The 24,826-nt window shown below is 67.3% G+C and carries 26 protein-coding genes and 1 tRNA gene; 17 read left to right on the top strand and 10 right to left on the bottom strand.

The genetic code is table 11. From position 1 onward, the window contains the following. Positions 1-88: 88 nt before the first annotated feature. Positions 89-892, bottom strand: a complete 804-nt coding sequence (locus B9Y82_RS07185; RefSeq protein WP_238381555.1) for an SDR family NAD(P)-dependent oxidoreductase — start codon at positions 890-892, stop codon at positions 89-91. Beyond that, positions 892-2,424 carry an L-piperidine-6-carboxylate dehydrogenase gene (amaB, locus tag B9Y82_RS07190; RefSeq protein ID WP_014036960.1) on the bottom strand — a complete coding sequence of 511 codons (1,533 nt, stop codon included), beginning with the start codon at positions 2,422-2,424 and terminating at the stop codon, positions 892-894. The genes B9Y82_RS07185 and amaB overlap by 1 nt, the downstream gene beginning before the upstream one ends. Positions 2,425-2,607: 183 nt before the next feature. Between amaB and B9Y82_RS07195 the strand changes: the two genes are divergently transcribed. Next, positions 2,608-2,684: transfer RNA gene (locus B9Y82_RS07195), tRNA-Arg, on the top strand. Between the two features lie 147 nt (positions 2,685-2,831). Here B9Y82_RS07195 and B9Y82_RS20585 read toward each other — a convergent pair. Continuing rightward, positions 2,832-3,035: a hypothetical protein gene (locus tag B9Y82_RS20585; protein WP_157804598.1), complete on the bottom strand. Its 204-nt coding sequence runs from the start codon at positions 3,033-3,035 to the stop codon at positions 2,832-2,834. Positions 3,036-3,215: 180 nt separating this feature from the next. On the opposite strand from B9Y82_RS20585, the gene B9Y82_RS07200 reads away from it, so the two are divergent. Both B9Y82_RS07200 and B9Y82_RS07210 read left to right on the top strand, forming a co-directional pair. Beyond that, positions 3,216-3,719 carry a hypothetical protein gene (locus B9Y82_RS07200; protein ID WP_100472092.1) on the top strand — a complete coding sequence of 168 codons (504 nt, stop codon included), beginning with the start codon at positions 3,216-3,218 and terminating at the stop codon, positions 3,717-3,719. Positions 3,720-4,157: 438 nt separating this feature from the next. After that, the gene (locus B9Y82_RS07210) at positions 4,158-4,601 is read left to right on the top strand and encodes a RidA family protein (RefSeq protein ID WP_238381556.1); all 444 of its coding nucleotides are present in this window, start codon (positions 4,158-4,160) and stop codon (positions 4,599-4,601) included. Positions 4,602-4,864: 263 nt separating this feature from the next. Here the strand turns inward: B9Y82_RS07210 and B9Y82_RS20845 are convergent, their stop codons facing one another. After that, positions 4,865-5,113: a carboxymuconolactone decarboxylase family protein gene (locus B9Y82_RS20845; protein WP_238381557.1), complete on the bottom strand. Its 249-nt coding sequence runs from the start codon at positions 5,111-5,113 to the stop codon at positions 4,865-4,867. A gap of 351 nt (positions 5,114-5,464) precedes the next feature. Between B9Y82_RS20845 and B9Y82_RS07220 the strand changes: the two genes are divergently transcribed. Beyond that, complete coding sequence (locus tag B9Y82_RS07220; protein ID WP_100472095.1) at positions 5,465-5,929, top strand: GNAT family N-acetyltransferase; 465 nt, start codon at positions 5,465-5,467, stop codon at positions 5,927-5,929. Positions 5,930-5,955: 26 nt separating this feature from the next. On the opposite strand, the gene B9Y82_RS07225 is transcribed toward B9Y82_RS07220, so the two are convergent. Together B9Y82_RS07225 and B9Y82_RS07230 are read right to left on the bottom strand one after the other, a co-directional pair. Beyond that, positions 5,956-6,315, bottom strand: coding sequence for a response regulator (locus B9Y82_RS07225; RefSeq protein WP_014036985.1), 360 nt, complete (start codon positions 6,313-6,315; stop codon positions 5,956-5,958). Continuing rightward, the gene (locus tag B9Y82_RS07230) at positions 6,305-7,468 is read right to left on the bottom strand and encodes a two-component system sensor histidine kinase NtrB (protein ID WP_428993170.1); all 1,164 of its coding nucleotides are present in this window, start codon (positions 7,466-7,468) and stop codon (positions 6,305-6,307) included. Before B9Y82_RS07230 ends, B9Y82_RS07225 begins: the two co-directional genes overlap by 11 nt. Positions 7,469-7,619: 151 nt before the next feature. On the opposite strand from B9Y82_RS07230, the gene B9Y82_RS07235 reads away from it, so the two are divergent. From B9Y82_RS07235 to B9Y82_RS07255, 5 genes are all read left to right on the top strand, one after another. Next, positions 7,620-10,724: a hybrid sensor histidine kinase/response regulator gene (locus B9Y82_RS07235; protein ID WP_100472097.1), complete on the top strand. Its 3,105-nt coding sequence runs from the start codon at positions 7,620-7,622 to the stop codon at positions 10,722-10,724. Next, positions 10,721-11,545, top strand: coding sequence for a CheR family methyltransferase (locus tag B9Y82_RS07240; RefSeq protein WP_014036988.1), 825 nt, complete (start codon positions 10,721-10,723; stop codon positions 11,543-11,545). Before B9Y82_RS07235 ends, B9Y82_RS07240 begins: the two co-directional genes overlap by 4 nt. Further along, on the top strand, positions 11,545-12,120 hold the full coding sequence (locus B9Y82_RS07245; protein ID WP_100472098.1) for a chemotaxis protein CheB: 576 nt from the start codon (positions 11,545-11,547) through the stop codon (positions 12,118-12,120). Before B9Y82_RS07240 ends, B9Y82_RS07245 begins: the two co-directional genes overlap by 1 nt. Further along, entirely contained in the window at positions 12,117-13,250 is a 1,134-nt protein-coding gene (locus B9Y82_RS07250) for a hybrid sensor histidine kinase/response regulator (RefSeq protein WP_100472099.1), read from the top strand. Before B9Y82_RS07245 ends, B9Y82_RS07250 begins: the two co-directional genes overlap by 4 nt. 83 nt (positions 13,251-13,333) lie before the next feature. Further along, positions 13,334-13,762 carry a BLUF domain-containing protein gene (locus B9Y82_RS07255; RefSeq protein ID WP_100472100.1) on the top strand — a complete coding sequence of 143 codons (429 nt, stop codon included), beginning with the start codon at positions 13,334-13,336 and terminating at the stop codon, positions 13,760-13,762. A gap of 3 nt (positions 13,763-13,765) precedes the next feature. Here B9Y82_RS07255 and B9Y82_RS07260 read toward each other — a convergent pair whose 3' ends face one another. Then, positions 13,766-14,089, bottom strand: a complete 324-nt coding sequence (locus tag B9Y82_RS07260) for an ArsR/SmtB family transcription factor (RefSeq protein WP_100472101.1) — start codon at positions 14,087-14,089, stop codon at positions 13,766-13,768. An 87-nt stretch (positions 14,090-14,176) separates the two neighbouring features. On the opposite strand from B9Y82_RS07260, the gene B9Y82_RS07265 reads away from it, so the two are divergent. The 3 genes from B9Y82_RS07265 to B9Y82_RS07275 all read left to right on the top strand — a co-directional run bounded on the left by B9Y82_RS07265 (position 14,177) and on the right by B9Y82_RS07275 (position 16,144). Continuing rightward, on the top strand, positions 14,177-14,614 hold the full coding sequence (locus B9Y82_RS07265; protein ID WP_100472102.1) for a YeeE/YedE family protein: 438 nt from the start codon (positions 14,177-14,179) through the stop codon (positions 14,612-14,614). Continuing rightward, complete coding sequence (locus B9Y82_RS07270) at positions 14,611-15,024, top strand: DUF6691 family protein (RefSeq protein WP_100472103.1); 414 nt, start codon at positions 14,611-14,613, stop codon at positions 15,022-15,024. Before B9Y82_RS07265 ends, B9Y82_RS07270 begins: the two co-directional genes overlap by 4 nt. Positions 15,025-15,091: 67 nt before the next feature. Next, a complete protein-coding gene (locus B9Y82_RS07275; RefSeq protein ID WP_100472104.1) occupies positions 15,092-16,144 on the top strand; it encodes a linear amide C-N hydrolase in 1,053 nt (350 codons plus the stop codon). Here the strand turns inward: B9Y82_RS07275 and B9Y82_RS07280 are convergent. Further along, positions 16,141-16,920 (bottom strand): DUF6491 family protein, encoded by a 780-nt coding sequence (locus tag B9Y82_RS07280; protein ID WP_100472105.1) that lies wholly within the window; start codon positions 16,918-16,920, stop codon positions 16,141-16,143. The two genes, B9Y82_RS07275 and B9Y82_RS07280, sit on opposite strands and share 4 nt — an antisense overlap. Before the next feature lie 81 nt (positions 16,921-17,001). Here B9Y82_RS07280 and B9Y82_RS07285 point away from each other — a divergent pair, with 81 nt between their 5' ends. Together B9Y82_RS07285 and B9Y82_RS07290 are read left to right on the top strand one after the other, a co-directional pair. After that, positions 17,002-17,700 carry a helix-turn-helix transcriptional regulator gene (locus tag B9Y82_RS07285; protein WP_100472106.1) on the top strand — a complete coding sequence of 233 codons (699 nt, stop codon included), beginning with the start codon at positions 17,002-17,004 and terminating at the stop codon, positions 17,698-17,700. Positions 17,701-17,850: 150 nt separating this feature from the next. Beyond that, positions 17,851-18,801 carry a DMT family transporter gene (locus B9Y82_RS07290; RefSeq protein ID WP_100472107.1) on the top strand — a complete coding sequence of 317 codons (951 nt, stop codon included), beginning with the start codon at positions 17,851-17,853 and terminating at the stop codon, positions 18,799-18,801. Positions 18,802-18,810: 9 nt separating this feature from the next. Here the strand turns inward: B9Y82_RS07290 and B9Y82_RS20720 are convergent, their stop codons facing one another. After that, positions 18,811-19,131 (bottom strand): hypothetical protein, encoded by a 321-nt coding sequence (locus tag B9Y82_RS20720; RefSeq protein WP_162292072.1) that lies wholly within the window; start codon positions 19,129-19,131, stop codon positions 18,811-18,813. Between the two features lie 27 nt (positions 19,132-19,158). Between B9Y82_RS20720 and thrA the strand changes: the two genes are divergently transcribed. The 3 genes from thrA to thrC are packed head-to-tail and all read left to right on the top strand — an operon-like array spanning position 19,159 to position 23,890. Continuing rightward, positions 19,159-21,663 carry a bifunctional aspartate kinase/homoserine dehydrogenase I gene (gene thrA, locus B9Y82_RS07295; protein ID WP_100472108.1) on the top strand — a complete coding sequence of 835 codons (2,505 nt, stop codon included), beginning with the start codon at positions 19,159-19,161 and terminating at the stop codon, positions 21,661-21,663. Then, on the top strand, positions 21,660-22,574 hold the full coding sequence (locus tag B9Y82_RS07300) for a homoserine kinase (RefSeq protein WP_100472109.1): 915 nt from the start codon (positions 21,660-21,662) through the stop codon (positions 22,572-22,574). Before thrA ends, B9Y82_RS07300 begins: the two co-directional genes overlap by 4 nt. A 29-nt stretch (positions 22,575-22,603) precedes the next feature. Beyond that, a complete protein-coding gene (thrC, locus tag B9Y82_RS07305) occupies positions 22,604-23,890 on the top strand; it encodes a threonine synthase (protein ID WP_100472110.1) in 1,287 nt (428 codons plus the stop codon). 57 nt (positions 23,891-23,947) lie between these two features. Here the strand turns inward: thrC and B9Y82_RS07310 are convergent, their stop codons facing one another. Further along, positions 23,948-24,700, bottom strand: a complete 753-nt coding sequence (locus B9Y82_RS07310) for a Crp/Fnr family transcriptional regulator (protein ID WP_049424744.1) — start codon at positions 24,698-24,700, stop codon at positions 23,948-23,950. Positions 24,701-24,826 lie beyond the last annotated feature (126 nt).

Consider the following 24,826-nt stretch of genomic DNA (forward strand, 5'->3'; position numbering starts at 1 on the left):
CCCATGCCCGGCGGATACGATGGCAAGCGTCGACCCTGGTCGACGAAAGGCATGCCAACCCGGGTTGGCAGTTACCGGAGTGCCGGTGTCAGCCCATCAACACCTGGCCGCCATCCACGTTGAGCACGCTGCCAGTGACCCAGCGCGCCAGCGGCGAGCACAGGAACAGGGCGGCGTCGGCGATCTCGCGCGGGTGGCCAAAGCGGCCGAACGGAATCTTCGCCAGGGTGCCGTGGTACAGCGCCGGGTCTTCGTTGCGGCGGCGGTCCCAGAGGCCGTCATCGAACTCGATCGAGCCCGGCGCGATGGCATTTACCCGGATCCGGTCCTTGGCCAGCGCCAGCGCCTGCGAGGTGGTGTAGTGCGAAAGCGCGGCCTTGGCGGCGGCATAGGGTGCGCCACCGGGACGCGGCTGCTGCGCGGCAATCGAAGACAGGTTGAGGATGCAGGCATCGCCGGAGGCGCGCAGCCACGGCAGTGCCAGGCGTGAGGCGCGCACGGCGGCCATCAGGTCGATCTGCAGGCTGGCGGCCCAGCCGTCCTCGTCGTCGGCCATGCCGTAGCCGGTGGCGTTGTTGACCAGCACGTCAATGCCACCGAGCGCGTCGGCAGCGGCCTGCAGCCAGGCCTGGATCTGGCCGGGGTCGGCCAGATCGGCGGAAAACGCGTGCAGTTCGAAGCCCTGCGCCCGTGCATCGGTGCGCAGGGCATCCAGACCGGCCTGGCCGCGCGCGCAGACCGCGACCTGCGCGCCGGCGCAGGCAAACGCCAGCGCCATTTCACGGCCAATGCCCTTGCTGCCGCCGGCGATCAGCACGCGGCGCCCGCTGAAATCGAGGGTCGGAACCCCGGAGGGGCTCTGACCCATGGACGTGTCCGCGTCGTTTGCCATCACAGGTCGAACTTGATGCCCTGGGCCAGCGGCAGCGAATCCGAATAGTTGATGGTGTTGGTCTGGCGGCGCATGTAGACCTTCCATGCATCCGAACCGGACTCGCGGCCACCGCCGGTGTCCTTCTCGCCACCGAAGGCGCCGCCGATCTCCGCACCGGACGTGCCGATGTTGATGTTGGCGATGCCGCAGTCGCTGCCGGCGGCCGACAGGAACTTCTCGGCGGTCTTCAGGTTCTGGGTGAAGATCGAGGACGACAGGCCCTGCGGCACGCCGTTCTGCATGTCGATGGCTTCGTCGATGCTGTCGTACGGCATCACGTACAGGATCGGCGCGAAGGTTTCGTGCTGGACCACGGCGTCGCTGTTCTTCAGGCCGGAGACGATCGCCGGCAGCACGAAGTTGCCGGCGCGGTCGATGCGGGTGCCGCCGGTTTCGATGGTGCCGCCGGCGGCCTTGGCCTGGGCGATCGCATCGAGGAACTGCTGCACGGCGCCGTCGCTGTTGAGCGGGCCCATCAGGTTGGCGGCGTCGGTCGGGTCGCCGATCTTGCCTTCCACCTGCTTGTAGGCCTTGACCAGGGTGGCCAGCACGTCGGCGTAGATCGAGCGGTGCACGATCAGGCGGCGGGTGGTGGTGCAGCGCTGGCCGGCGGTGCCGACGGCGCCGAACACGATACCCGGCACGGCCAGCTTCAGGTCGGCGGTTTCGTCCAGGATGATGGCGTTGTTGCCGCCGAGTTCCAGCAGGCAGCGGCCGAGACGGCGTGCGACCTTCTCGTTGACGGTGCGGCCGACCTGGGTCGACCCGGTGAAGCTGATCAGCGGCACGCGACGGTCATCGACCATCTTTTCCGACAGCGCGGTGCCGGCATCGTTGATCAGGAAGAAGATGTCCGGGAAGCCGGCTTCGCGCAGGGCGTCGTTGCAGATCTTCAGCGAGGCGATGGCGGTCAGCGGCGTCTTGTTGGACGGCTTCCAGATGCACACGTCGCCACAGATGGCGGCCAGGAAGGAATTCCAGCTCCACACCGCGACCGGGAAGTTGAAGGCCGAGATGATGCCGACCAGGCCCAGCGGGTGGTACTGCTCGTACATGCGGTGGCCGGGGCGCTCGGAATGCATCGTGTAGCCGTACAGCATGCGGCTCTGGCCCACGGCGAAATCGGCGATGTCGATCATCTCCTGCACTTCGCCATCACCTTCCGGCTTGCTCTTGCCCATTTCCAGGGCAACCAGCGAGCCCAGGGCGTCCTTGTGCCTGCGCAGCGCTTCGCCGCACAGGCGCACGGCTTCACCGCGGCGCGGAGCCGGCGTGGTGCGCCAGGCCTTGAAGGCTTCCTGGGCGCGGGCGACGACGGTCTCGTACTCGGCCTCGGTGGTCGCGCGGACCTGCGCGATCGGCTCGCCGGTGGTCGGGTTGACCGGGGTGATCAGCTCACCGCTGGTCGCGCTCGACCACTCCCCGTTGCCCAGGTACGTGCCAGCGTTGATCGCGTCCAGGCCAAGGGACTTGAGCAGCTCGGAAGACATGCAGACTCCTGTGTTTCGTTACGTTGTTTGGCGCCATCGCGGGCAGGTGGGGGACGCGATGAACTGAATCGCCGATGGTAGCAGAGCGCCCTGTCCGGCCATGGTGCAACGCGCCAGCCGGGCGGGGCCGAACATGAATGCTTGGAGGGCAGGGCACGTTGCCTGTAAACTTCCCGGCTGCATGGCCCCGTAGCTCAGCTGGATAGAGCGTCCCCCTCCTAAGGGGAAGGTCGCCCGTTCGAATCGGGCCGGGGTCACCACAAATCAATCACTTAGGTTGATGGCGAGGAGTTCGAGCCGCCACACTGCGGCGTGAGATTGCACCCGTTTGGTACACATGGCACAGGAGCGAAGCGACTCCCGATTTCAACGAAACCGTTGACGGTCGGCGTGGGTATGCTCGGCGACTATTGAGCTCGCATTTCACCTTGGCCGCCGTCCTCAAGATCGGTGAAGGCGGCAGTGAGTCCGACCACTTGCGCCACATAACTATCCCGAGTGAAGGACAGCTCTGGAATCTGACCACGTTGGCGCTTAAATCCTCGGACCATCAGAGAGGTGTACGCCAGCTTGTCAATGGCTGAAAACTCGAGACTTTGTGCTGAGCTCATCAGCGCTCTCCACATGTCCTGCGCATCGGTTTGTCCGGTGACAGGGGTCAGCGGTCGGAAGGAGTGCGCGATCGTGTCGTCAGAGCTGAGCCGAATGTTTCGCGCTGTAGTGGTTCACCTGACTGTTCCAACCCAAAGATGCATGCGAGCATCGAGGCTCAAACACTCAAGGAAGACAGCATGAGCGTCCGTACTGCAGCGGCCCCGTCTGCCAACGAAATACCAGGGCCTATCCGTGGATTTAAGGAGATCGCCGATGCCGTTGTTGCCCTCGCGGCGTTCGCGACGGGCCCAGCGATCCTCTTTCTCGCAATGGACCCGCTTGTTGCCTACGTGCCTGGAATCTCGGCGGAGTGGGCATCGTTCTTTCTGATAGTCGCCGCTATCGCTGTACCGTCGTGCCCCGCCATCAGCTTCATTACAGGGTTCAGGCCGCAAAGAACGGATGATAAGGCGTCGAAGCGGCGCCTCAGGGCCATTTTGGGTGTTTTGGCCCTGTCGTTGGTGTTGAATGTTCTCGCGGTATTGTGGAATGACGGTGCCAAAGAGCATCGGCGTAAGCTCGATCAGGTGGCCACGCAGCAAAAGCAAGCTGATATCGAACGGGATCGGGCAACTCTTGTGCAGGCTGTTTCTGCTGCGGTTGAAAAAGGGCTTCGCGACGGAGGGAAGTGCTCGCCATAACTGGCAGCTACCTGGGACAGTTGTAGCGCGTTGAGTCTTGCAGTGGTGCCGCCAACGTCCGGCAGGCGAAGCACTACGCCGAGCGCTGGTGTGCGGCCAGGCTGTATCCCGAGCTGCCGCTGCGTCAGGCCGTCGCCCGGCTGACCGACAGTGCGCCGATCAAGCTGGAGCCGCCGCTGCCCGGCCTGCCGCCAAGCCGTGAGCAGCAGCAACAGGCCCGGCACCTTGCCGAGGCCGGGTGGTTGGCACGAATCAAGGAGGCGCTCAAGCCGCGCCTACCGCCGAAGGAGACCAAGCCCAGGGCGAGGGATCCCATGAAGGCGTGGGTCAAGGCAGGAAGAGAGCAGCTGTCCCGCGCTCGAATCTGATCCCCCGTTCAGGGGAGGCGGTCGACGCAAACTGCTTGCCACACTTGCCCTTTCACCAGAGAGAGCAATGATGAGCGCTACCAATCGGAAGACCGCCAGCTTCGGAGTGCCGTGGGAGTCGGCCTACGGGTACGTACAGGCCGTCCGCGTCAACAACACGATCTTCGTGTCCGGCCAGCTCTCGCACACGCCGCAGGGGGAGCTGGTCGCGCCGGCGGAGTTGGGGGCTGAAGGCAGGCCCGCCAACTTCGACACCATGGAAGCCCAGATGAGGCGCACTTACGAGAACGCCCAGGTGCTGCTGGCAGAACTGGGCGGGTCGCTTGTGGACGTGGTCGAGGAAACGCTGTTCGTTATCGACGTGCCCGCGGCCTTCGCGGCAAGTGGCAAGGTCCGGCCGGCCGTGTATGGCCAGCCAGTGCCGCATGTGGCCAGCAACCTCATTGGGGTTTCGGCGCTGGCCTTCCCCGAGCAGCTGATTGAGATTGCCTTCCGAGCGGAAGTCCAAGGTTAAGGTACTATGTGGGCGGGGCTTGCTCCGCCCGTTCCTTGTTCCGAGCAGGTCGCCACCGATGGGCCCTACGAGCGCCTCGGCCCGAACAAAGCCAGGACGATTTCCAGCGTTCCGTACGCTACTTCTCCGCAGCCGGCTTGGCGCGGGGCTTCAATCCGAAGCTCACGCCCATCCGGTTGATCGCATTCATGGCCGCAATGGTGAGCGTGAGGTCGACCAGGTCCTTCTGGCCGAATACTGCCGCAATCTTTTCGTACGCCTCATCAGATGCATTGGGTTTCGCTCACGAGCGTCATTTCCTCTGCCCATTCCAGTGCGGCGCGCTCTGGTTTCGAGAATAGATAGGCAGCCTCGTGACAAACAGGCAGGAGAACGATTGTGTCGAAGGGCATGCCTTCCTTGAGCAAATCGCGCGTGTGGATATCAATGCAGTGCGCGCATCCGTTTAGCTGGGAAACGCGCAGGAACACTGGATGTACCAATTTTTCGGGTAGCGATGTGCCAGTGGTCACAAACTGATGCAGCTGTCCAAAGGCTTTGGCGGCCTCCGGGGAGGCTACAAATCAATTTGCTCGGTTCATCCATATCATCCTTTTGCTGTGGAGGCGGACCGGAATCGGTCCGCCTGGAGAATGAGACGCCGAGCGGCGGACGTTCGTGACAACGTCGTTGAGGAAAATGGCACAGCTTTGGCACAGTCCGGTCCAAGGCCTTTGCTACGTATAGCCGAGTCGCCCCCCACCTCAAGGGGAAGGTCGCCCGTTCGAATCGGGCCGGGGTCACTATGTTCGCGGCGCCACGTCCGAGCGCCGCCCGCGAGGTCACTCGGATATGCTGGCGCCTCGCCACGCGATCCGCCCGCCATGGACCACCGCCTGCAGCCCGTGCAACCCCAGGACTACGCACTCATCGCCGCGTGGCTGGATTCGGCCGCAGGCACGCTGTGCTGGGCCGGGCCAGGCGTGCCCTATCCACTGCCACCCGATCGGTTCGAGCGCGTATTGCAGCTGCGCGAACGCCCGGGGTGGCTGCTGCTGGACGCAAGCGACCAGCGCGTGGGTTTCGGCCAGGCCTGGTCCACGCAGCCGGGCACCGTCCATCTGGGCCGCCTGCTGGTTGCGCCGCAGGCGCGGGGCCGCGGTCTCGGGCGTGGGTTGGTACAGGCGCTGATCGTGCAGGCGTTGCAGGCTGATGCCGTTGAACGGCTGACCTTGCGGGTCTATCGAGACAATGCCGCCGCAGTTGCGTTGTACCGCTCCCTCGGCTTCGAGCCGGTGGACGCTGCATCCACGCCGGCGCTGCTGTTCATGCAGCAGGCCCGGCGCTGAGCATGGCCACGCAGGCCGGTACGCCTTCAGTCCTGCTTGAGCAGCTCCACCAGCTGGCGCAGCCGATAGGGCTTGGGCAGGAACTCGACCTGCTCCGGCAGCGGCGGCAGCTGCGAGCGCGCATAGCCGGAGGACAGGATCATCCGCGCCTGCGGCTGTTCGCGGGCGACGTGCTCGCTCAGTTCGATGCCAGACATGCCGTTGGGCATGCTGATATCGCTGAACACCACATCGAAACGCGCCTCGCCCTTGAGCAGTTCCGCCGCCTCGTGGCCATCGGCGGTGGTGGCCACCTCGATGCCGAAATCGCGCAGGGCCAGGCCGATCATCTCGCGCAGATCGTTCTGGTCCTCCACCATCAATACGCGGATCGGTTCATCGGTCATGGGCTGGGTCCTCCGTTGCGGGTAGCAGCAGGCTGACCGTGGTGCCGACACCGGGCGTGGTGGACACATCAACGAAGCCGCCGCTCTGGGTAGTGAATCCGAACACCTGGCTCAGGCCCAGGCCGCTGCCCTTGCCGATGTCCTTGGTGGTGAAGAAGGGCTCGCTGGCGCGCTCGGCGATGTCGGCAGCCATGCCATGTCCTTCGTCGCAGACGCTGAGGGTGACATAGCCGCGTTGCAGCGTGGTGTCCGCATCCGGGTCGAGCCGATGTTCCAGCGCGGTGCCGACCAGGATGCGCCCGCCGTCGGCGGTGGCCTCCACGGCATTGGCCACCAGGTTGGCCAGGGCAGCCTGCAGCTGCATCGCGTCGGTACTCACCTGCGGCAGGCCCGGCGTGAGGCATGCGTCCAGCGTCACCGTGGGCGGGCAGGCGCGCTGCAGGTCCGGCAGCCATCGCCTTACCAGTGCATTGATGTCCAGCGGTTCGCGGATCAGGGTCTGGCCAGTGCTGAACGCCAGCAGCTGGCGGGTCAGCAGGGCGCCACGGTCGGTGGCCGCCTGCGCAGCGTCCAGCAGCTCGGCAGCGCGCACATCGTCGCCGCTGACGCGCAGCGACAGCAGGTCCAGCGCGTTGCCGATGGTGGTCAGCAGGTTGTTGAACTCGTGCGACAGTCCGCGGCTGAGCCGTCCGACCGTCTCGAACTGCTGGGTGTTGCGCAGCGCACGCTGGGCATCGCGCAGCAATCGCTGTGCCTGCCATTGCTCGGTGATGTCGCGGGTGATCTTGACGAAGCCAAGCAGCTCGCCGGCCTCCACGACCGGCTCGATGATCACGCTGGCGCGGAACGACGAGCCATCACGGCGTACCCGCCAGCCCTCACTGGCAACATGGCCCTGCTGCGCCGCGAGGCGGAGCAGGCGCTGCGGTTCGCCCGCCTCGCGGTCGGCGGCCAGGTAGAAACGACTGAAGTGCGTACCCACCACTTCACCGGCTGAATAGCCCTTGATGCGCTCGGCGCCCGGGTTCCAGCTGCAGACGATGCCTTCAGGATCAAGCAGGTACAGCGCATGGTCGCGCACGCTGTCGATCAGCAGTCGCAGTTGCCGGGAAGGGTCCGTCAGCACGGACGTCGTAGAAGCGGCAGCGTCCACGTTGAAATAAGTGTTACCCCTGAGAGGGACGTGAAGCTAGGCAGTCCAGTGTGAAGGATGCGTGCACGGCAGGCACGTGCCATTGGTCCTGTGCGGCTGAATGCGACAGGGAGTACCATCACCCACCCTTTGTCTTCTGGAACCGACCTGCATGCGTCCTGGTGCGACTACGCGCGACCGCTGGATCTGGATGACCTCTGCCGTACTGCTGGCGGCGACCATCGCGCTGGAACTGGTGGTGCCGCTGGGATACGCGGTGTGGCTGGCTTACTTCCTGGCCGTGGGTGTGAGCGTGTTCCAGCGCAGTGCGCGGGCGCCGTTCATCGTCGCCGTGGTGGCCTGCGTGCTTCTGGTGATCGGCTACAACATCGCACCGGACAGCAGCAATTCGGCATTCTCGTTCGTCAACCGCAGCATCGGTGGCGTCGCGTTCCTGATGATCGCGCTGATCGTATCGCGCGCGATCCAGGCCCGGCGCCAGGCGATGCGCGCCCTCTGGTTGCAGGAGGCCGAGAACGCGGTGGCGATGAGCCTGCGCGGCGACCTCGGGCCGGAGCAGATCGCCGAGGCGGCAGCGACCAGCCTGGGCGCGCAGCTGGAGGCCGAGGTCGGTGCCGTCTATCGCCTGGAAGGCGGGCGGTTGCAGCTGACCGGTGGCCTGGCATTGCCAGCCGGCATGCCGGCGTCGCTGGCATTGCAGGAAGGTCTGGCCGGGCAGGTGGCCCGTGATGAACGCGTGCGCCACCTGCATGGTGATGACGCAGTCATGCTTGAACTGCAGACCAGCCTTGGCCGGCTGCCGGTACGCGAACGCATCCTTGCGCCGATCAACAGTGATGGCGCAGTGGTCGGCGTGATTGAACTGGGTCGTGCGCGGGTGGGAGAGCAGCGCGAGCTGGATCGTGAGTTGCTGGAACGCTGCTCCGAGACCATCGGCATGGCCCTGCGGGCCTCGCTGCTGCGCGCACAGCTGGTGGTGCTGCTGGAGGAATCGCAGCGCCAGGGCGAGGAACTCCAGGCCCAGCAGGAAGAGCTGCGCGTGGCCAACGAGGAGCTGGAGGAGCAGAGCCGCAGCCTGCAGCAGTCGCAGACCCACCTGGAAGAACAGCAGGCCGAGCTGGAACAGAGCAACGTCCAGCTGGAAGAACGCACCCACGAGCTGGAGGCGCAGAAGCAGGCACTGCTGGTCGCGCAGGGCCAGCTGGTGCGCAACAGCAACGAGCTGGCTGCGACCTCGCGCTACAAATCCGAATTCCTGGCCAACATGTCGCACGAGCTGCGCACACCGCTGAACAGCTCGCTGATCCTGGCCAAGCTGCTGGCTGACAACAAGGATGGCACGCTGACCGAAGAGCAGGTGAAGTACGCCCGCGCGATCCTGTCGTCCAACAACGACCTTCTGGCGCTGATCAACGACATCCTGGACCTCTCGCGCATCGAGGCGGGCCATGTCGAGCTGGCCGATGAAGTGGTGGTGGTGGACAGCGTGCTGCAACGCCTGCGTGAGACCTTCGAGCCGATGGCGCGGCAGAAAGGCCTGGCCCTGCAGATCGAGGCCGATGCACTGGCGCCAAGCCAGCTGGTGGCAGACAGCCAGCGCCTGCAGCAGATCCTGAAGAACCTGCTGGCCAATGCACTGAAGTTCACCGAACACGGCAAGGTCAGCCTGCAGGTCCGTGCAGGGGGGAACGGCCGTATCCGCTTCGAGGTCTGCGACAGCGGCATTGGCATTGCCCGCGAGCAGCTGCAGGTGATCTTCGAAGCCTTCCGCCAGGCCGACGGCAGTACCCGCCGCCGCTACGGTGGCACCGGCCTGGGCCTGTCGATCTCGCGTGACCTGGCCGAGCGCATGGGCGGCACCATCCAGGTCGACAGTGAGCCGGGCCGTGGCAGCTGCTTCATCCTGGAGCTGCCGCTGCAGGGAACGCCTGCGCTTGAATCGGACGCGGTGCCCGCTGCCGCCGTCGCGGCACCAGCGGTTGCGCCTGTGCATGTACCCGCGCCCGCTGCGCCGGTGATTGCGGCCGGCGTGAGCGCGGCCGCGGCCAGCGTGGCCGACGACCGTGGCCGGCGCCAGCGTGCAGGCCGGCTGATCCTGGCCGTGGAAGACGACGCCACCTTCGCCGAAGCGCTGGTGGTGCTGGCCCACGAGCTGGACTTCGACTGCGTGGTGGCCAGCACGGCGGAGGAAGCGCTGGCACTGGCCAGCGAGCTGCGCCCGAACGGCATCCTGCTCGATATCGGCCTGCCCGATGTGTCCGGCCTGAGCGTGCTGGAGCGCCTGAAGCGCAATCCCGACACCCGCCACATCCCGGTGCACGTGGTTTCGGCGATGGAACGCGGCCAGGTCGCACGCGAGCTGGGCGCGATCGGCTTCGCGATCAAGCCGACCACGCGCGAGCGTCTGGTGACGGCCATCGAGCAGCTGGAACAGACCAGCCAGCGCGACATGCGGCGGCTGCTGATCGTCGAGGATGACAACGAGCTGCGCCACAACCTGGAACTGCTGCTGGGCCGTGATCAGCTGCAGATCGTCGCCGTGGGTACCCTGGCCGGCGCGCTGGAACAGCTGAGTACGGTCACCTTCGACTGCATGGTGATGGACCTGTCGCTGCCCGATGGCAGTGGCTACGACCTGCTCGAGCACATGGCCGGCAACGATGACGTGGGTTTCCCGCCGGTGATCGTCTATACCGGGCGTGCGCTCAGCCGCGAGGAAGAGCAGCGCCTGCGCCGTTACTCGAAGAGCATCATCATCAAGGGCGCACGCTCGCCCGAACGCCTGCTGGACGAAGTGACCCTGTTCCTGCACAGCGTCGAGGCCAGCCTGCCCAGCGACCAGCAGCGCCTGCTGCGCGAGGCACGCCGCCGCGACACGGTGCTCGACGGCCGCACCGTGCTGCTGGCCGAAGACGATGTGCGCAACATCTTCGCGCTGTCCAGCGTGCTCGAACCGCTCGGCGTGACGCTGGAGATCGCCCGCAACGGCCAGGAAGCGGTCGATCGCCTGGCCGAGCGCGAGGTCGATCTGGTGCTGATGGACATCATGATGCCGGAGAAGGATGGCCTGGCCGCGATGCGCGAGATACGCGCGCAGCGCCACCTGCAGGACCTGCCGATCATCGCGCTGACCGCCAAGGCGATGCCGGACGACCGCGAGCGCTGCCTGCAGGCCGGCGCCAACGACTACATCGCCAAGCCCATCGATGTCGACAAGCTGGTTTCGCTGTGCCGGGTCTGGTGTTCCCGGCAATGAACGAGCAGGCCCTGTTCGACCTGGAATTGAAGGTGCTGCTGGAAGCGTTGTACCAGCGCTACCACTACGACTTCCGCAGCTACGCGGTGTCGTCGCTGCGGCGGCGCATCCGCCAGGCCATGCAGCGCTATGAGTGCGAGCGGCTGGCCGACCTGCAGCACCGCCTGCTGCACGAGCCGGACCTGTTCGCGCAGGCGATGCAGTTCTTCACCGTGCAGGTGTCGGAGATGTTCCGGGACCCGGCCTATTTCCGTGAGCTTCGCGAGCAGGTGGTGCCGGTGCTGCGCACCTATCCGTCGGTGAAGCTGTGGGTTGCCGGCTGCAGTACGGGCGAGGAGGTGTGGTCTCTGGCGATCCTGCTGCACGAGGAGGGCCTGCTCGAGCGCAGCATTGTCTATGCCACCGACATCAATCCGGCAGCGCTGGCCACCGCCGAAGCCGGCGCCTATGGCATCGACCGGATGGCCCAGTTCAGCCGCAACTACCTGGCGGCCGGTGGCACGGCATCGCTGTCCGACTATTACGCCACGGCCTACGACGGTGCGGTGTTCGACCGCCAGCTGCGTCGCAACGTGGTGTTCGCCGACCACAGCCTGGCCACCGACACCGTGTTCTCCGAAGTTCACCTGGTGTCGTGCCGCAACGTGCTGATCTATTTCAACCGCGACCTGCAGGACCGCGCGGTGGGCCTGTTCCGTGAGGCGCTGGTGCATCGCGGCTTCCTGGGCCTGGGCAGCAAGGAGTCGCTGCAGTTCGGTCGCCACCACGGTGCGTTCGAGGTCTGCTCGCGCGAGCATCGCCTGTACCGGAAGGTCGCCTGATGGCGTTGCCGACACGCCCGGCCGTGCTGGTGATCGGCGCCTCTGCCGGTGGGGTCGCGGCCCTGCAGGCGGTGCTTGGTGCGCTGCCCGCGACGCTGCCCGCGCCGGTGCTGGCAGTGCTGCACCTGCCGCGGGACCGCAGCAGCCGCATCGCCGAAGTGCTGGCGCCATACTGCGCACTGCCTGTGCGCGAGGCCGAGGACAAGCAGCCGCTGCAGCAGGGTACGGTGACCTTCGCGCCACCGGACTATCACCTGCTGGTGGAAGACGCCGGTTCGCTGGCGTTGTCGGTCGACGCACCGGTGCTGTTTTCGCGCCCGGCCATCGATCCGCTGTTCGAATCGGCTGCGGCGGTGTTCGGCGCGCAGGTGCTGGCCCTGTTGCTGACAGGCGCCAGCAGTGACGGCAGCGAAGGGGTGGCCGCGGTGCGCGCCGCTGGCGGCCGCGCCTGGCTGCAATGTCCCGAGGAGGCCGAGGCATCGATGATGCCGGCTTCCGCCCTGCAGCACGCTGGCGCCGATGCCGTGCTGCCCCTTGAACTGATGTGCCGTCGCCTGAAGGAGTTGTTTGCATGAACCTGCTGCCACCGGACCCTGCGCAGCCGCAGACCCCGGTCAACCTGCTGATCGTCGATGACGTGCCGCAGAACCTGGTAGCCATGCAGGCGCTGCTGCAGCGCGAGGGCGTGAACCTGCTGCTTGCGGGCTCGGGCGCGCAGGCGCTGGAGTTGCTGCTGGAGCACGAGGTGGCGCTGGCATTGCTGGACGTGCACATGCCAGAGATCGATGGCTTCACCCTGGCCGAGCTGATGCGCGGTTCGCACCGCAGCCGCACGGTGCCGATCATCTTCCTGACCGCCTCGCCGGATGACCCGGTGCGGGCGTTCAAGGGCTACGAAACCGGCGCAGTCGATTTCCTGCACAAGCCGGTGGCGCCGCAGGTGATCCTGAGCAAGGTCAATGTCTTCATCGAGCTCTACCAGCAGCGGCAGTTGCTGAAGGCGCGCAATGAGGCGCTGGAGCGTGCACTGAAGCTCAACGAGACGATGGCCGCGGTGCTGACCCATGACCTGCGCACGCCGCTGTCGGCAATCCTGCTGTGCGCGGACAAGCTGGCGCTGGAGTTGCCGGAGGACAACTCGGGTGCGCAGCAGACGCTGGCTCACCTTGAGGCCAGCACCCTGCGCATGGCGCGGATGGTGGAGCAGTTGCTGGATTTTTCACGGATCCGCAGCGGCGGCCTGCGCCTGCAGGCCAGTGCCTGCGATCTTGCGGAGGTGACACGTGCGGTGGTGGCCGAAGCGGGCAGCGCCCACGGTCACGCCCGGGTCCATCTCGACATGCAGGGGGATACCCGCCTGCAGGGTGATCTGGACCGGCTGGGCCAGGTCGCCGCGAACCTGGTGGGCAACGCGCTCACCCATGGCAGCGAGGCGAGGGTGGAGGTGGACGGTCGCGATCCGCGCAGCGTGCTGCTGCGGGTGAGCAATCCCGGGCGGATCGACGATGCGCTGCTGCCACGCCTGTTCGAGCCGTTCAAAGCCAGCTTCCATCCCAGCAATGGCCTGGGTCTGGGCCTGTACATCGTTGACCAGTTCGTCCGCGCCCACGGTGGCCGCATCGGCGCGCGCAACGAAGCGGGGCAGGTGGTGTTCGAGGCGACGCTGCCACGGCGCGCTGAAAGCCCGGGAACCGCGGCAAGCTGAACTCTTCAGCAAGCGCGCCGTGGAGCTGAGACGGGCTCGTCCGCAACTGCTACCGTGGCGGTACACATTGCCAAGGAAGCACCATGCCACTGCGCGCGATCGCCTATGTCAGCCGGGCGCTGCCGGATCTTTCCGCTGGGCGGATGCAGGCGCTGGTCGACGACGCGGCCCGCTTCAACAAGATGGCCGGCGTGACCGGCGTGCTGCTGCACGACGGAACGCGTTTCCTGCAGTACATCGAAGGGCCGCCGGATGGCATCGATTCGGTCTACGAACGCATCCTGCAGGCCGGCAGCCATATCGACATCATCGAACTGGCGCGCGGTCGCCTGGGCCAGCGCCAGTTCCCATATTGGTCGATGCGCGCGTTGCCGGTGGAGGAGACTCTGCTGCGCCAGCTGTCTTCCAGTGACTGGTCGGGTTTTACCCGTGCCCTGGAGGGTGATCGCTCCGCGCCGACGCCGGTGGATCTGCTCGACAGCATTGTGCAGCCAGCGCTGCACGCCGGCTGAGCGTCAGTGTGAGGTGCCGCCGCCGCAATAGGCGGCATGCAGCGCCTGCAGCACGCCCACCGCGGGCCCTTCCAGCATGCGGTAGTGGATGGCCTGCGCCTCGCGCCGGGTCGCCACGATGTCCAGTTCACGCAGTACGGCAAGGTGCTGCGAGAGCGCTGACGCGCTCAGGCCTGTCAGCGCCTGCAGTTCCGGCACGGGTGCTTCGCCTTCGACCAGGCGGCACAGCACGCGCAGGCGGGCAGGATGGGCCAGGCTCTTGAGCAGGGCCGCCGCCTTCGACGCCTGTCCGGCCATCGCGGCGCTGTCGAGCGGGGGGCTGGTCATGGTTGACCTTCTTTCTTTGGAAATGTCTAATTTAGATAAATCTAAATTAATCGGCAATCCCATGAACGATGTGAAAGAGGGCAGGGCGTGAGCCTCCCATGGGCTGCAGTGGCTGGCGGGGCGCTGGTCGGCACCGCCGCAGTGCTGTTGCTCGCCACCCTCGGGCGCGTGGCCGGCATCAGCGGAATCGCCGCAGGCAGCCTGCGCGCAGCGAAAGGCGAGCGTGGCTGGCGCTGGGCCTTCCTGCTGGGACTGCTCGCGGCAGCCGGCCTGGTGCTGTGGTGGCAGTCACCGCCTGAGGCGTCGCCCCGGGCATTGCTGCGCGACGCCTTGCCTGCCTGGCAGTTGATCGGCGCCGGCCTGCTGGTGGGCTTCGGCACGCGCTTGGGCAGTGGCTGTACCAGTGGTCATGGCGTCTGTGGCATGGCCCGCGGCTCGAAGCGCTCGCTGCTGGCAGTGCTGGTGTTCATGGCCTGCGCGATGCTGACCACCTTCCTTGTCCGCCATGGCGGAGGCCTGGCATGAGCCGCGCGGTCCTGGCCGCCGCTGTGGCGGGTGCGCTGTTCGGCGCGGGGCTGGCGCTTTCGGGGATGACCGACGCGCGTCGTGTACTCGGTTTCCTCGACATCGCGGGTGATTTCGATCCCACCCTGATGTGGGTGCTCGGCTCGGCACTGCTGGTCAGTGCGGTCGGGCAGCGTTGGGTGCTGCGCCGCGCGCGGCCGTGGTTCGCGCTGCGCTTCGAGCTGCCCAGTGCACGTGATGTCGATGCTCGCCTGCTGCTGGGTGCCGCCGTGTTCGGTATCGGCTGGGGATGGGCCGGTTATTGCCCGGGCCCCGCCATTGCCGGGCTGGCAGTCGCATCGCGTGAAGCGCTGTGGTTCGTGCCCGCCATGGTGGCGGGCTTCTGGCTTCACGGGCGCTTCGTGCGCTGAGGCTTCACCCCTGTGTCACGATGGATCGGGTCAGATCCACGGACCACGGGGAAAGGAGCGCAGAGGTATGGCACGGATGAAGTGGCAGGGAAGGGCGATGCTGGCCATGGCGCTGGCATCGGCGATCACGCCGGCGTTGGCCTGCACGCGCGCGGTGTACCTGGGTGACAACGGCGACGTGATCACCGCCCGTTCGATGGACTGGAAGGTCGATGTGGCGACCAACCTCTACGTGCTGCCACGTGGCATCGCACGCACCGGCCTGGCCGGTCCGAAATCGCTGGCCTGGACCGCGCGCTACGGCAGCGTGGTGGCCACCGGCTACGACGTGTCGACCACGGACGGCATGAACGAGAAGGGGCTGGTGGCCAACCTTCTGTGGCTGGTGGAATCGGAGTATCCGCAGCAGCGAGGCAACAAGCCGGGACTGGCGATCTCGCTGTGGGCACAGTATGTGCTGGACAATTTCGCCACCGTGGACGAGGCGGTAACGGCGCTCAAGCGTGAGCCGTACTCGATCGTCACCGACAAGGTGCCGGGCGAAGACCGCCAGGCGACGCTGCATCTGTCGCTGTCCGACGCGACCGGTGACAGTGCCATTGTCGAATACATCGGCGGCCGCCAGGTGATCCATCACGACCGCCGCTACCAGGTGATGACCAACTCGCCGATCTTCGAGCAACAGCTGGCACTCAACAGCTACTGGCAGCAGATCGGTGGCACGGTGATGCTGCCGGGCACCAACCGCTCGTCCGACCGCTTCGCGCGTGCATCGTTCTACATCAACGCCATCCCCAAGGCTGAAGACCCGGTGGAAGCGCTGGCCAGCGTGTTCAGCGTGATCCGCAACGCGTCGGTGCCCTACGGCATCACCACGCCGGGCGAGCCGAACATTTCATCCACGCGCTGGCGCACCGTAGCCGACCACAAGCGGCGGTTGTACTTCTTCGAGTCGGCGTTGACCCCGAACACCTTCTGGGTCGATCTGAACAAGGTCGATTTCGGTGGCCAGGTGCTCAGGCTCGACCTTGGCAAGGACCAGCGCAACACGTTCGCCGGCGATGCACTGGGCCACTTCGTACCCAGCGCACCGTTCGCCTTCCTCGGTATCGACGGTTAGTTCGACGCCTGGCTCGAGGCCGGGTAAACCGCCTGGATCGTGCAGGCGCCGCGGGTGTACTGCGGCAGCGGGGCCAGCGAATCGCTGCGCAGGTCACCATTCTCGAAATCGGCGGTGAGGATGCGGTCACCGGGATTTCCGCAGATCAGGCCATTCTGCATGCCGGAGCGGAAGCTGAGCCGCGGTGCACGGTCGAGCTGGCGGCAATGGCTGCCGAGCTCGACACGGTAGTAGCGGTGGCCACCATTGCGGCGTGGATTGGTCTCCACCAGCATTCCCTGCGGGTCGGACGACCACGCGCGGACGTTGCGGGCGGCGAAGCAGTGCGAAGGCGAGCCGCCGAAGCCGCGGCGGATTTCCTTGCGCTCGCGGATGGTCACCGCGGGCAGGGTGGCCGCGCGCAGGCGGTCACTGCCGCGGGCGACGCTGGCATAGTCCCGGTTCTGCACCGGGGTGACGGCACTGATGGCGCAACTGCGGCCATCGACCACGACGCGCTCGCTGGGACGACCGCAGGCCCAGCCGGCAGGTGCTTCCAGCTTCAGCGTGGTGGCCGTGCGGACGCCGGGGCAGTCCTCGCTGAAGTCGATGCGATAGGCCTGGCCGGAGGCTGCGCGCAGCGCGATCGAGCGGGGTGAGGCCTGTTCCACTTCCTGCACGCCGACCGCGTCCATGCAGTGCGGGGCGGGGGGGGTACGTTCCTGTGCCGGCGCCGTAACAGCCAGCGCCAGGCCCAGGCTCGCTGCGATGACCGCCAGTACGTGCTGATGGGTCATGACCTGCACTCCCTGCGTTGGATGACGGATCGACTATAGCAGCGGTTTGCACGGCCGTTGTTACACGCGCACACTGCCCGGATGGGCGCCATCTTCCACCTGCGGCACTACAGCCAGGCCACCGGCCTGGACCGCCATGACTACGCGCAGTGGGTGCTGCCGCTGCAGGGCGAACTGCAATTCGAGATGGAAGGCCGCGGTGGTCGCCTGGACCTGCTGCAGGGGGCCTTCGTCGCGGCTGGCGAAGCACATGACCAGATGGCCGATGGGCCGAATGGTTTCGTGATCGTCGACTGCCCGCCGGGTGTGCTCGATGACGGTACCCAGGAACATCTGTGCCGCCAGCGCTGGTTGCATCTGCCACTGGCACTGCGGCAGCGCCTGGCGCAGGTGCGTGAAGGCCACCCGTTGCCGTCCCTGCTGCCGCATCTGCTTCAGGTGTTTGCACCGGCCGGCAGTGGTGCGCGCATGCAGGGCCTGTGCGCGGCGGTGCAGGTCGATCCCGGCCAGGCGTGGCCGGTGGCGCGCATGGCCGCGTCGGTCGGGGTCAGCGAGAGCCGGTTGCACGCGCTGTTCCAGCGTGAGTTCGGGCTCAGCCCGCAGGCCTGGCTCAGTGCATGCCGGTTGCGCTGGGCCAAGCACCAGCTGCGCACCAGCGCGGCGCCGATCAGCGATATCGCGCTGGCCGCAGGCTATTCCGAGCAGAGTGCACTGACCCGAGCGCTGCGCCGTGAGTGCGGGCAGACGCCGGCCGCCTGGCGCAGGGGCAGCTCTTGGTAGAGGCGGGCATGCTCGCCTCTACACAAGCCGGTGTCCTGCAGGGCCGGGCTTTCCAGGCGCGCGGCCGGGCAGGGCAGTAGCCTCGGTCAAGAGCGCCCATCGGCCAGCGATTACACTGCGCGGCCTGTTCTCTCCCCCCGAAGAACCCGAATGCGCAACAACCCGATGGCCCTGGGCATCGCCAATGGCGTTGCCGCCGGTGCGCTGTGGGGCGTGGTCTTTCTCGCGCCCGCCGTGCTGCAATCGTTCAATGCCCTGCAACTGTCCGCCGGTCGCTACCTGGTCTATGGCCTGATTGCCGTCGCTCTGTTGCTGCCGCGCTGGAGGCGGTTGGCACCGCGGCTGGGCCGTGCCGAATGGTTCGGGCTGCTGTGGCTGAGCCTGGCCGGCAACCTGGTGTACTTCCTGCTGCTGGCCACGGCGGTGCAGTGGGCCGGTGGCGCGGCGGCGTCCTTGATTGTCGGCCTGATTCCGGTGGTGGTCACACTGGTTGGCGTGCGCGAGCACGGCGCGGTGCCGTTGAAGCAGTTGCTGCCAGCGCTGGGCCTGTGCGTGCTTGGCGTGGCGCTGGTGGGCTGGGAAGCATTGATGTCCGAGCACCTCGCAACACCGTGGCGGCAGCGCCTGATCGGCCTGCTGTGCGCATTCGGTGCACTGTTCTCGTGGGCGCTGTACTCGATCGGCAACAGTCGTTGGCTGGCACGCCGGCCGGACCTGTCCAGCCACGACTGGTCGTTGCTGACCGGCGTCACCACCGGCGGCCTGGCCCTGCTGCTGGTGCCCATGGCCTTCATCGGCCACAGCGGCACCCACACGGCGGCACAGTGGGGGGGCTTCTGGGCGATCAGCGCTGGCGTGGCGGTGGTGGCCTCGATCCTCGGCAATGCGTTCTGGAACCGCGCCAGCCGCCTGCTGCCGTTGACCCTGACCGGGCAGATGATCGTGTTCGAAACCCTGTTCGCGCTCCTGTATGCCTTTGCCTGGCAGCAGCGCTGGCCCTCGCTTCTGGAAGCGCTGGCGATCGTGTTCCTGGTGGCCGGCGTGATGCTGTGCGCGCATGCCCATCGCACGCCACGGGCGATCGCCGAACATGCCGGCTGAATGCGGCCGTCAAGCGGGCTGATGGCTGCTTTGTCTCAGATGCAACCAAATGCCGGCACGTTGGCCGATGATCGCCGCAGCGGTTTTTTGCATCGCAGCACTTGACAGCGGCCCGGCGCACAGTGTTTTCTGTGCGTCATGGTCCTTGATGCCGTCCACGCCAGCCTGATCGCCCCCGCCGCTGCGGGTCGTTCGACTGCGCCGGTCGCCACCACCACCATTACCACCACCACCGTCACCACTGCCCTGGTGCGGCCCGTCGTCTTCGTGTAACTCCCGAAAACCACGGCCCCGCACCATCCAGGTGGCGGGGAAACTCGACACCTGCATGCGACGGGGCCTCCTACCGAGGTCTGCATGTCTTCCCACGCCCCCGCCCATCCCGTTGCCCCGGCCGACCTGGCTGCGCCGTCCACTGTCGTGCACAAGTTCGGCGGCACCTCGGTGGCCGATGCCGAACGCTACCGCCATGTTGCCGGCCTGCTGCTGGCCCGCCCCGAATCGCTGCAGGTCACTGTTGTCTCCGCGATGAAGGGGGTCACCGACGCGCTGATCGAACTGGCGCAGTTGGCGGCCAAGGGCGATGAAGGCTGGCGCGAGGCCTGGCATGCGCTGCGCGCGCGCCATCGCGGCGCCGCCGTGGCGCTGCTGGGCGAGCAGGTGGGCGAGACCGTCGAATGGATCGACGCCCGCTTCGATCAGCTGGCCGAAGTGCTGGCGGCGCTGGCGGTGATCGGCGAGCTGCCGCGCGAGGTGCTGGACCGCGTGCAGGGCCTGGGCGAAGTGTTCTCCGCGCAGCTGCTCGGCACCCACCTGCGTGCCTTGGGCGAAGACTGCGCGGTGCTTGATGCACGCGATGTGCTGGTGGTCGGGCATGGCGAGCTGGGCGTCGATGTCGACTGGGAAGCCAGTGCCGACCGCCTCGCCCAATGGCGCCTGCAGCATCCGCAGCCGCGCCTGGTCGCCACCGGTTTCGTCGCACGTGATCGCGATGACCGCATCACCACCCTGGGTCGCAACGGCAGCGATTACTCCGGCGCGATCTTCGCGGCGCTGTTCAACGCCGATGAACTGCACATCTGGACCGATGTCGACGGCGTGCTGTCAGCCGACCCGCGGCTGGTGCCCGAAGCTGTGCAGCTGGAATCGCTGAGCTACGACGAGGCCTGCGAACTGGCCTACTTCGGCGCCAAGGTGGTGCACCCGCAGACGATGTCGCCGGCGATCCGCCTCGGCCTGCCGATCATCATCCGCAATACCTTCCAGCCGGCACATCCGGGTACGCGCATCAGTGCCGAGCGCTCGCCGCGTGGGCCGGTGAAGGGCCTGACCCTGAGCCCCGGGCTGGCCCTGCTGAACCTGGAAGGCACCGGCCTGATCGGCGTGCCGGGTACCGCCGAGCGCGTATTCGCCGCCCTGCGCCAGGCGCAGGTGTCGGTGGTGATGATCTCGCAGGGCTCGTCGGAGCATTCGATCTGCTGCGTGGTGCGCGCCGCCGAATCCGCACGTGGCCGTGAGGCGCTGCTGCACGCGTTCGCGCATGAACTGTCGGTCGGCCAGGTGCAGCGCGTACAGATCAGCGAGGGCGTCAGCGTACTGGCGGCGGTGGGTGACGGCATGGCTGGCCAGCCGGGTGTGGCCGCGCGCCTGTTCGAGGCACTGGGGCGTGCGCAGGTGAACATCCTGGCGATCGCGCAGGGCTCGTCCGAACGCAACATCTCGGTGGCGGTGGACAGTGCCGATGCCACTCGCGCGCTACGCGCGGCGCATGCCGGCTTCTGGCTGTCGCCGCAGACGTTTGCGGTGGGGGTGGTCGGGCCGGGCAACGTCGGCGCCGCGCTGCTGGACCAGCTGCTGGCGGCACGCCCGCAGCTGCTGGCCAAGGCCAACGTCGACCTGCGCCTGCGTGCACTGGCCTCGCGCTCGCGCATGCGGCTGGAAGCAGACGGCCTGCATGCGGACTGGCGCGAAGCGCTGCGGGACGCGGGCGAATCGAGTGACCTGGATCGCTTCACCGAACACCTGTTGGCCGCGCACCTGCCGCATGCGGTGGTGATCGACTGCAGTGGCAGTGCGGAGGTGGCCGAGCGCTATGAGGGCTGGCTGGCGGCCGGCATCCACGTGGTGACCCCGAACAAGCAGGCTGGTGCCGGGCCGCTGCCGCGCTACCAGCGCATCCGCGCTGCGGCGGCGGCCAGTGGTGCGCGTTTCCGCTACGAGGCCACCGTGGGCGCGGGCCTCCCGGTGATCACTACGCTGCGTGACCTGGTCGATACCGGCGACGAGGTGCTGGCCATCGAAGGCATCTTCTCCGGCACGCTGGCGTGGCTGTTCAACCGCTTCGATGGCAGCCAGCCGTTCTCGCAACTGGTCGCGCAGGCGCGCTCGATGGGCTACACCGAGCCGGACCCGCGTGATGATCTTTCGGGCGTGGACGTGGCGCGCAAGCTGGTGATCCTGGCCCGCGAAGCCGGCCACGCGCTCAGTCTTGAACAGGTGGAAGTGGAAAGCCTGGTGCCGGCGCTGCTGCGCGAGGGCAGCGTGGATGACTTCATGGCGCGGCTGGGCGAGTCCGACGCCAGCCTGCTGCAACGCCTGCAGGATGCGCGGGCACGGGGGGCGGTGCTGCGCTATGTGGCACAGCTGGGCGCCGACGGTGCCTCGGTGGGCCTGCAGGAACTGCCGGCCGATCACGCCTTCGCCAACCTGCGCCTGACCGACAACGTGGTGCAGTTCCGTACCCGCCGTTACTGCGACAACCCGTTGGTGGTGCAGGGGCCGGGGGCTGGCCCGGAAGTCACCGCGGCCGGTGTGTTCGCGGACCTGCTGCGGGTTGCTGCCGGCGAAGGAGCGCGGCTGTGATCGCACGTGCGTTCGCTCCCGCTTCGGTGGCCAACGTGGCGGTGGGCTTCGACATTCTTGGTCATGCCATCGCCGGTGTTGGCGATACCGTGAGTGTGCGCCGCATCGATGAGCCGCTGGTGCGCATCGAGGCGATCCGTGGCAGTGTCGTCGCGCTGCCACTGGATGCCGCTAGAAACACAGCAGGCGCTGCATTGTTGTCGCTGCGCGAAGGCCTGGGCCTGGATTTCGGTTTCGCGGTCGAGATCGACAAGGGCATTCCGTTCGGTTCCGGCATGGGCGGCTCGGCGGCGTCGAGTGTCGCGGCGCTGGTCGCCGCCAACGCGCTGCTGCAGGTCCCGCTGCCGCGCGAGGCGCTGTACCCGTTTGCGCTGGACGGCGAGGCGGTGGCCAGTGGTGGCCGTCACGGTGACAACGTCGGCCCGCTGCTGCTGGGTGGCCTGGCGTTGTGTACGGCCGATCGCCTGTTGCCGATCCCGGTGCCTGCCAGCTGGCACAGCCTGCTGGTGCATCCGCATGCAGTGCTGGAAACGCGCCGTGCCCGCCAGGCCCTGCAGGGCAGCTATGCGCTGGGCGAGTTCGTGGCACAGAGCGCGAACCTCGCGCTGGTGCTCAGTGGCTGCCATCGCAGTGACGCGGCGCTGGTGCGCGCCGGCCTGCGCGATGTGCTGGTCGAACCGCGGCGGGCCGGATTGATCGTCGGCTTCGAGGCCGCCCGTGATGCGGCGCTGTCGGCCCATGCAATGGGCGCGGGCATCTCCGGTGCCGGGCCCAGCGTGTTCGCCTGGTTCGAGGATGCCGACCAGGCCCGCGCCGCCGTGGCGCCGGTGCAGGCAGCGTTCGCTGCGGCCGGCTTCGACAGTGACGCCTGGGTGTCGCCGCTGGATGCGCCGGGAGCCCGGCTGTGCTGAATACTTCCCCTTCTCTGGATACCGAACCGATGTATTTCGTTTCCACCCGCGGCCAGTCGCCGGCCGTTGGTCTCAGCGCGGCGATCGCCGCCGGATTGGCGCCCGATGGCGGGCTGTATGTCCCCGAGCGTCTGCCGGCCCCCCGCGAACTGCAGGCCGGGGCGACCCTGGCCGATACCGCCGCCGATCTGCTGGCGCCGTTCTTTGCTGGTGACGCACTTGAGGCTGCGCTTCCGGCGATCTGCCGAGAGGCGTTCGACTTCCCGGTGCCGCTGCGTGCGCTCGGCGATGGTGATCACGTGCTGGAGCTGTTCCATGGGCCGACGGCGGCGTTCAAGGATATTGGCGCGCGCTTCCTGGCCGGTACGCTGTCGCGGCTGCAGGCCGGCAAGGGCCGCGACCTGACGATCGTCGTCGCCACGTCCGGCGATACCGGTGCTGCAGTGGCGGCGGCCTTCCATCGCCAGCCGGGCGTGCGCGTGGTGGTGCTGTACCCGGATGGCCGCGTGTCCCCGCGCCAGGCACACCAGCTCGGTTGTTTCGGCGACAACATCCAGGCCCTGCGTGTGGCGGGTGCATTCGACGATTGCCAGGCGATGGTCAAGCAGGCGCTGGCCGACCGCGAACTGCAGGCGCAGGTGCCGTTGAGCTCGGCCAACAGCATCAGCCTGGGCCGCCTGCTGCCGCAGATGAGCTACTACGCGCATGCAGCGTTGACCCACTACGCCACGCATCGTCGCCGGCTCAATCTGGTGGTGCCAACCGGCAACCTGGGCAATGCGATGGCGGCGGTGCTGGCGCGCGCGCTGGGCGTGCCGATCGGGCAGATCGTGCTGGCCACCAATGCCAATGCCGTGCTGCCGGCGTACTTCAATGGTGGCGACTACCAGCCGCAGGCCAGTGTGGCCACGGTGGCCAATGCAATGGACGTGGGGGCGCCAAGCAACTTCGAGCGACTGCGCTGGCTCTACCACGGCGACGACGCGGAACTGCGTGCTGCGTTCCGTGCGTTCGCGGTGGATGACGTGACCATCCGCGCGACGATTGCGGCAGCGCATGCCGGCCGCGGCGAGCTGTTCTGCCCGCACACGGCGACGGCGGTGAAGGTGCTGCAGGATCTGCGGGCGCGTGGTGCCAAGGGCGACTGGGCGGTGGTGGCTACGGCGCACCCCGCGAAGTTCGAGGCCGTGGTCGAGCCGCTGATTGGCGAAGCGGTGGCGGTGCCGCCTGCGCTGGATGCGTTGCTGCAGCGGCCGGCGCACGCCGAGCCGTTGGCGGCTGATTACGCGGCGTTGCGTGAGGTGTTGCTGCGCTGATCAATGGCGTCTGGGATTGCCGGCCGCTGGCCGGCACCCCCATGAACCGCGATACGGTCAGATCAACCCTTCGCCGGCCAGCGTACGCAGCCCATCCTCGTCGAGGATCTCCACCACGTTCAGGTGGGGCAGGGCGATCAGCCCCTGCTGGCGCAGCTTGGTGAAGGTGCGGCTGACCGTTTCCATGGTCAGGCCCAGATGGTCGGCAATATCGCCCCGGCCCATCGGCAGCGACACGCGCAGGCCGTCGCCGCCCAGCTTGGCCTCGCGCGCGGCCAGGCGCAGCAGGAAATCGGCCAGCTTCTCGGCCGGCTGCAGGCGTGCCAGGGCCAGTGCGGCGTCCTGTGCGGCATCCAGCTCCTGGCAGGCGCGCTGCAGCAGCTTGCGCTCCAGGTGCGGGAAGCGGCTGCGCAGTGCCTTCATCTGTGGCAGCGCGACGCGGCACACGCGGCTGTCGGCGATGGCCTCGATGTCGTAGCGGTGATGGTCGCTGCCGCTCAAGCCCAGGTAGTCGCCGGGCAGCACGAAACCGTTGATCTGGCGGCGGCCGTCAGCCAGGGTACGCACCAGGCGCAGTGCGCCGGCGGTCAATGTATAGACATGGTCGCGCTCTTCGCCGGTGCGGGCCAGCGTGCTGCCCATGCCGACCTGCTGCGAAACGGTGACCTGTTCCAGTGCCTGCACTTCATCGGGCGACAGCGCCGAGCACACCGCAAGGTGGCGAACCGAGCAGTGCATGCAGTCGAGCGTGGTGCAGGACGGCGAGGCGGGATCGTTGGTGGCGGGCGGAGCGCCGGAAGGCCGGGACATGTTGCGTGGGCGTATCGCGGGCGGGGGAGGGCCTTATGATACTTCAAGCGGCCGTTCGACCCTGCCCGAGGCGGGGGCGCTAGAATGTCGCCCCCTCCCACGTCCCGTTCCAGCAGGAGTTCCGCC

The sequence above is a fragment of the Stenotrophomonas maltophilia genome (genome assembly GCF_002799155.1).
Taxonomy (GTDB): Bacteria; Pseudomonadota; Gammaproteobacteria; order Xanthomonadales; family Xanthomonadaceae; genus Stenotrophomonas; species Stenotrophomonas maltophilia_R.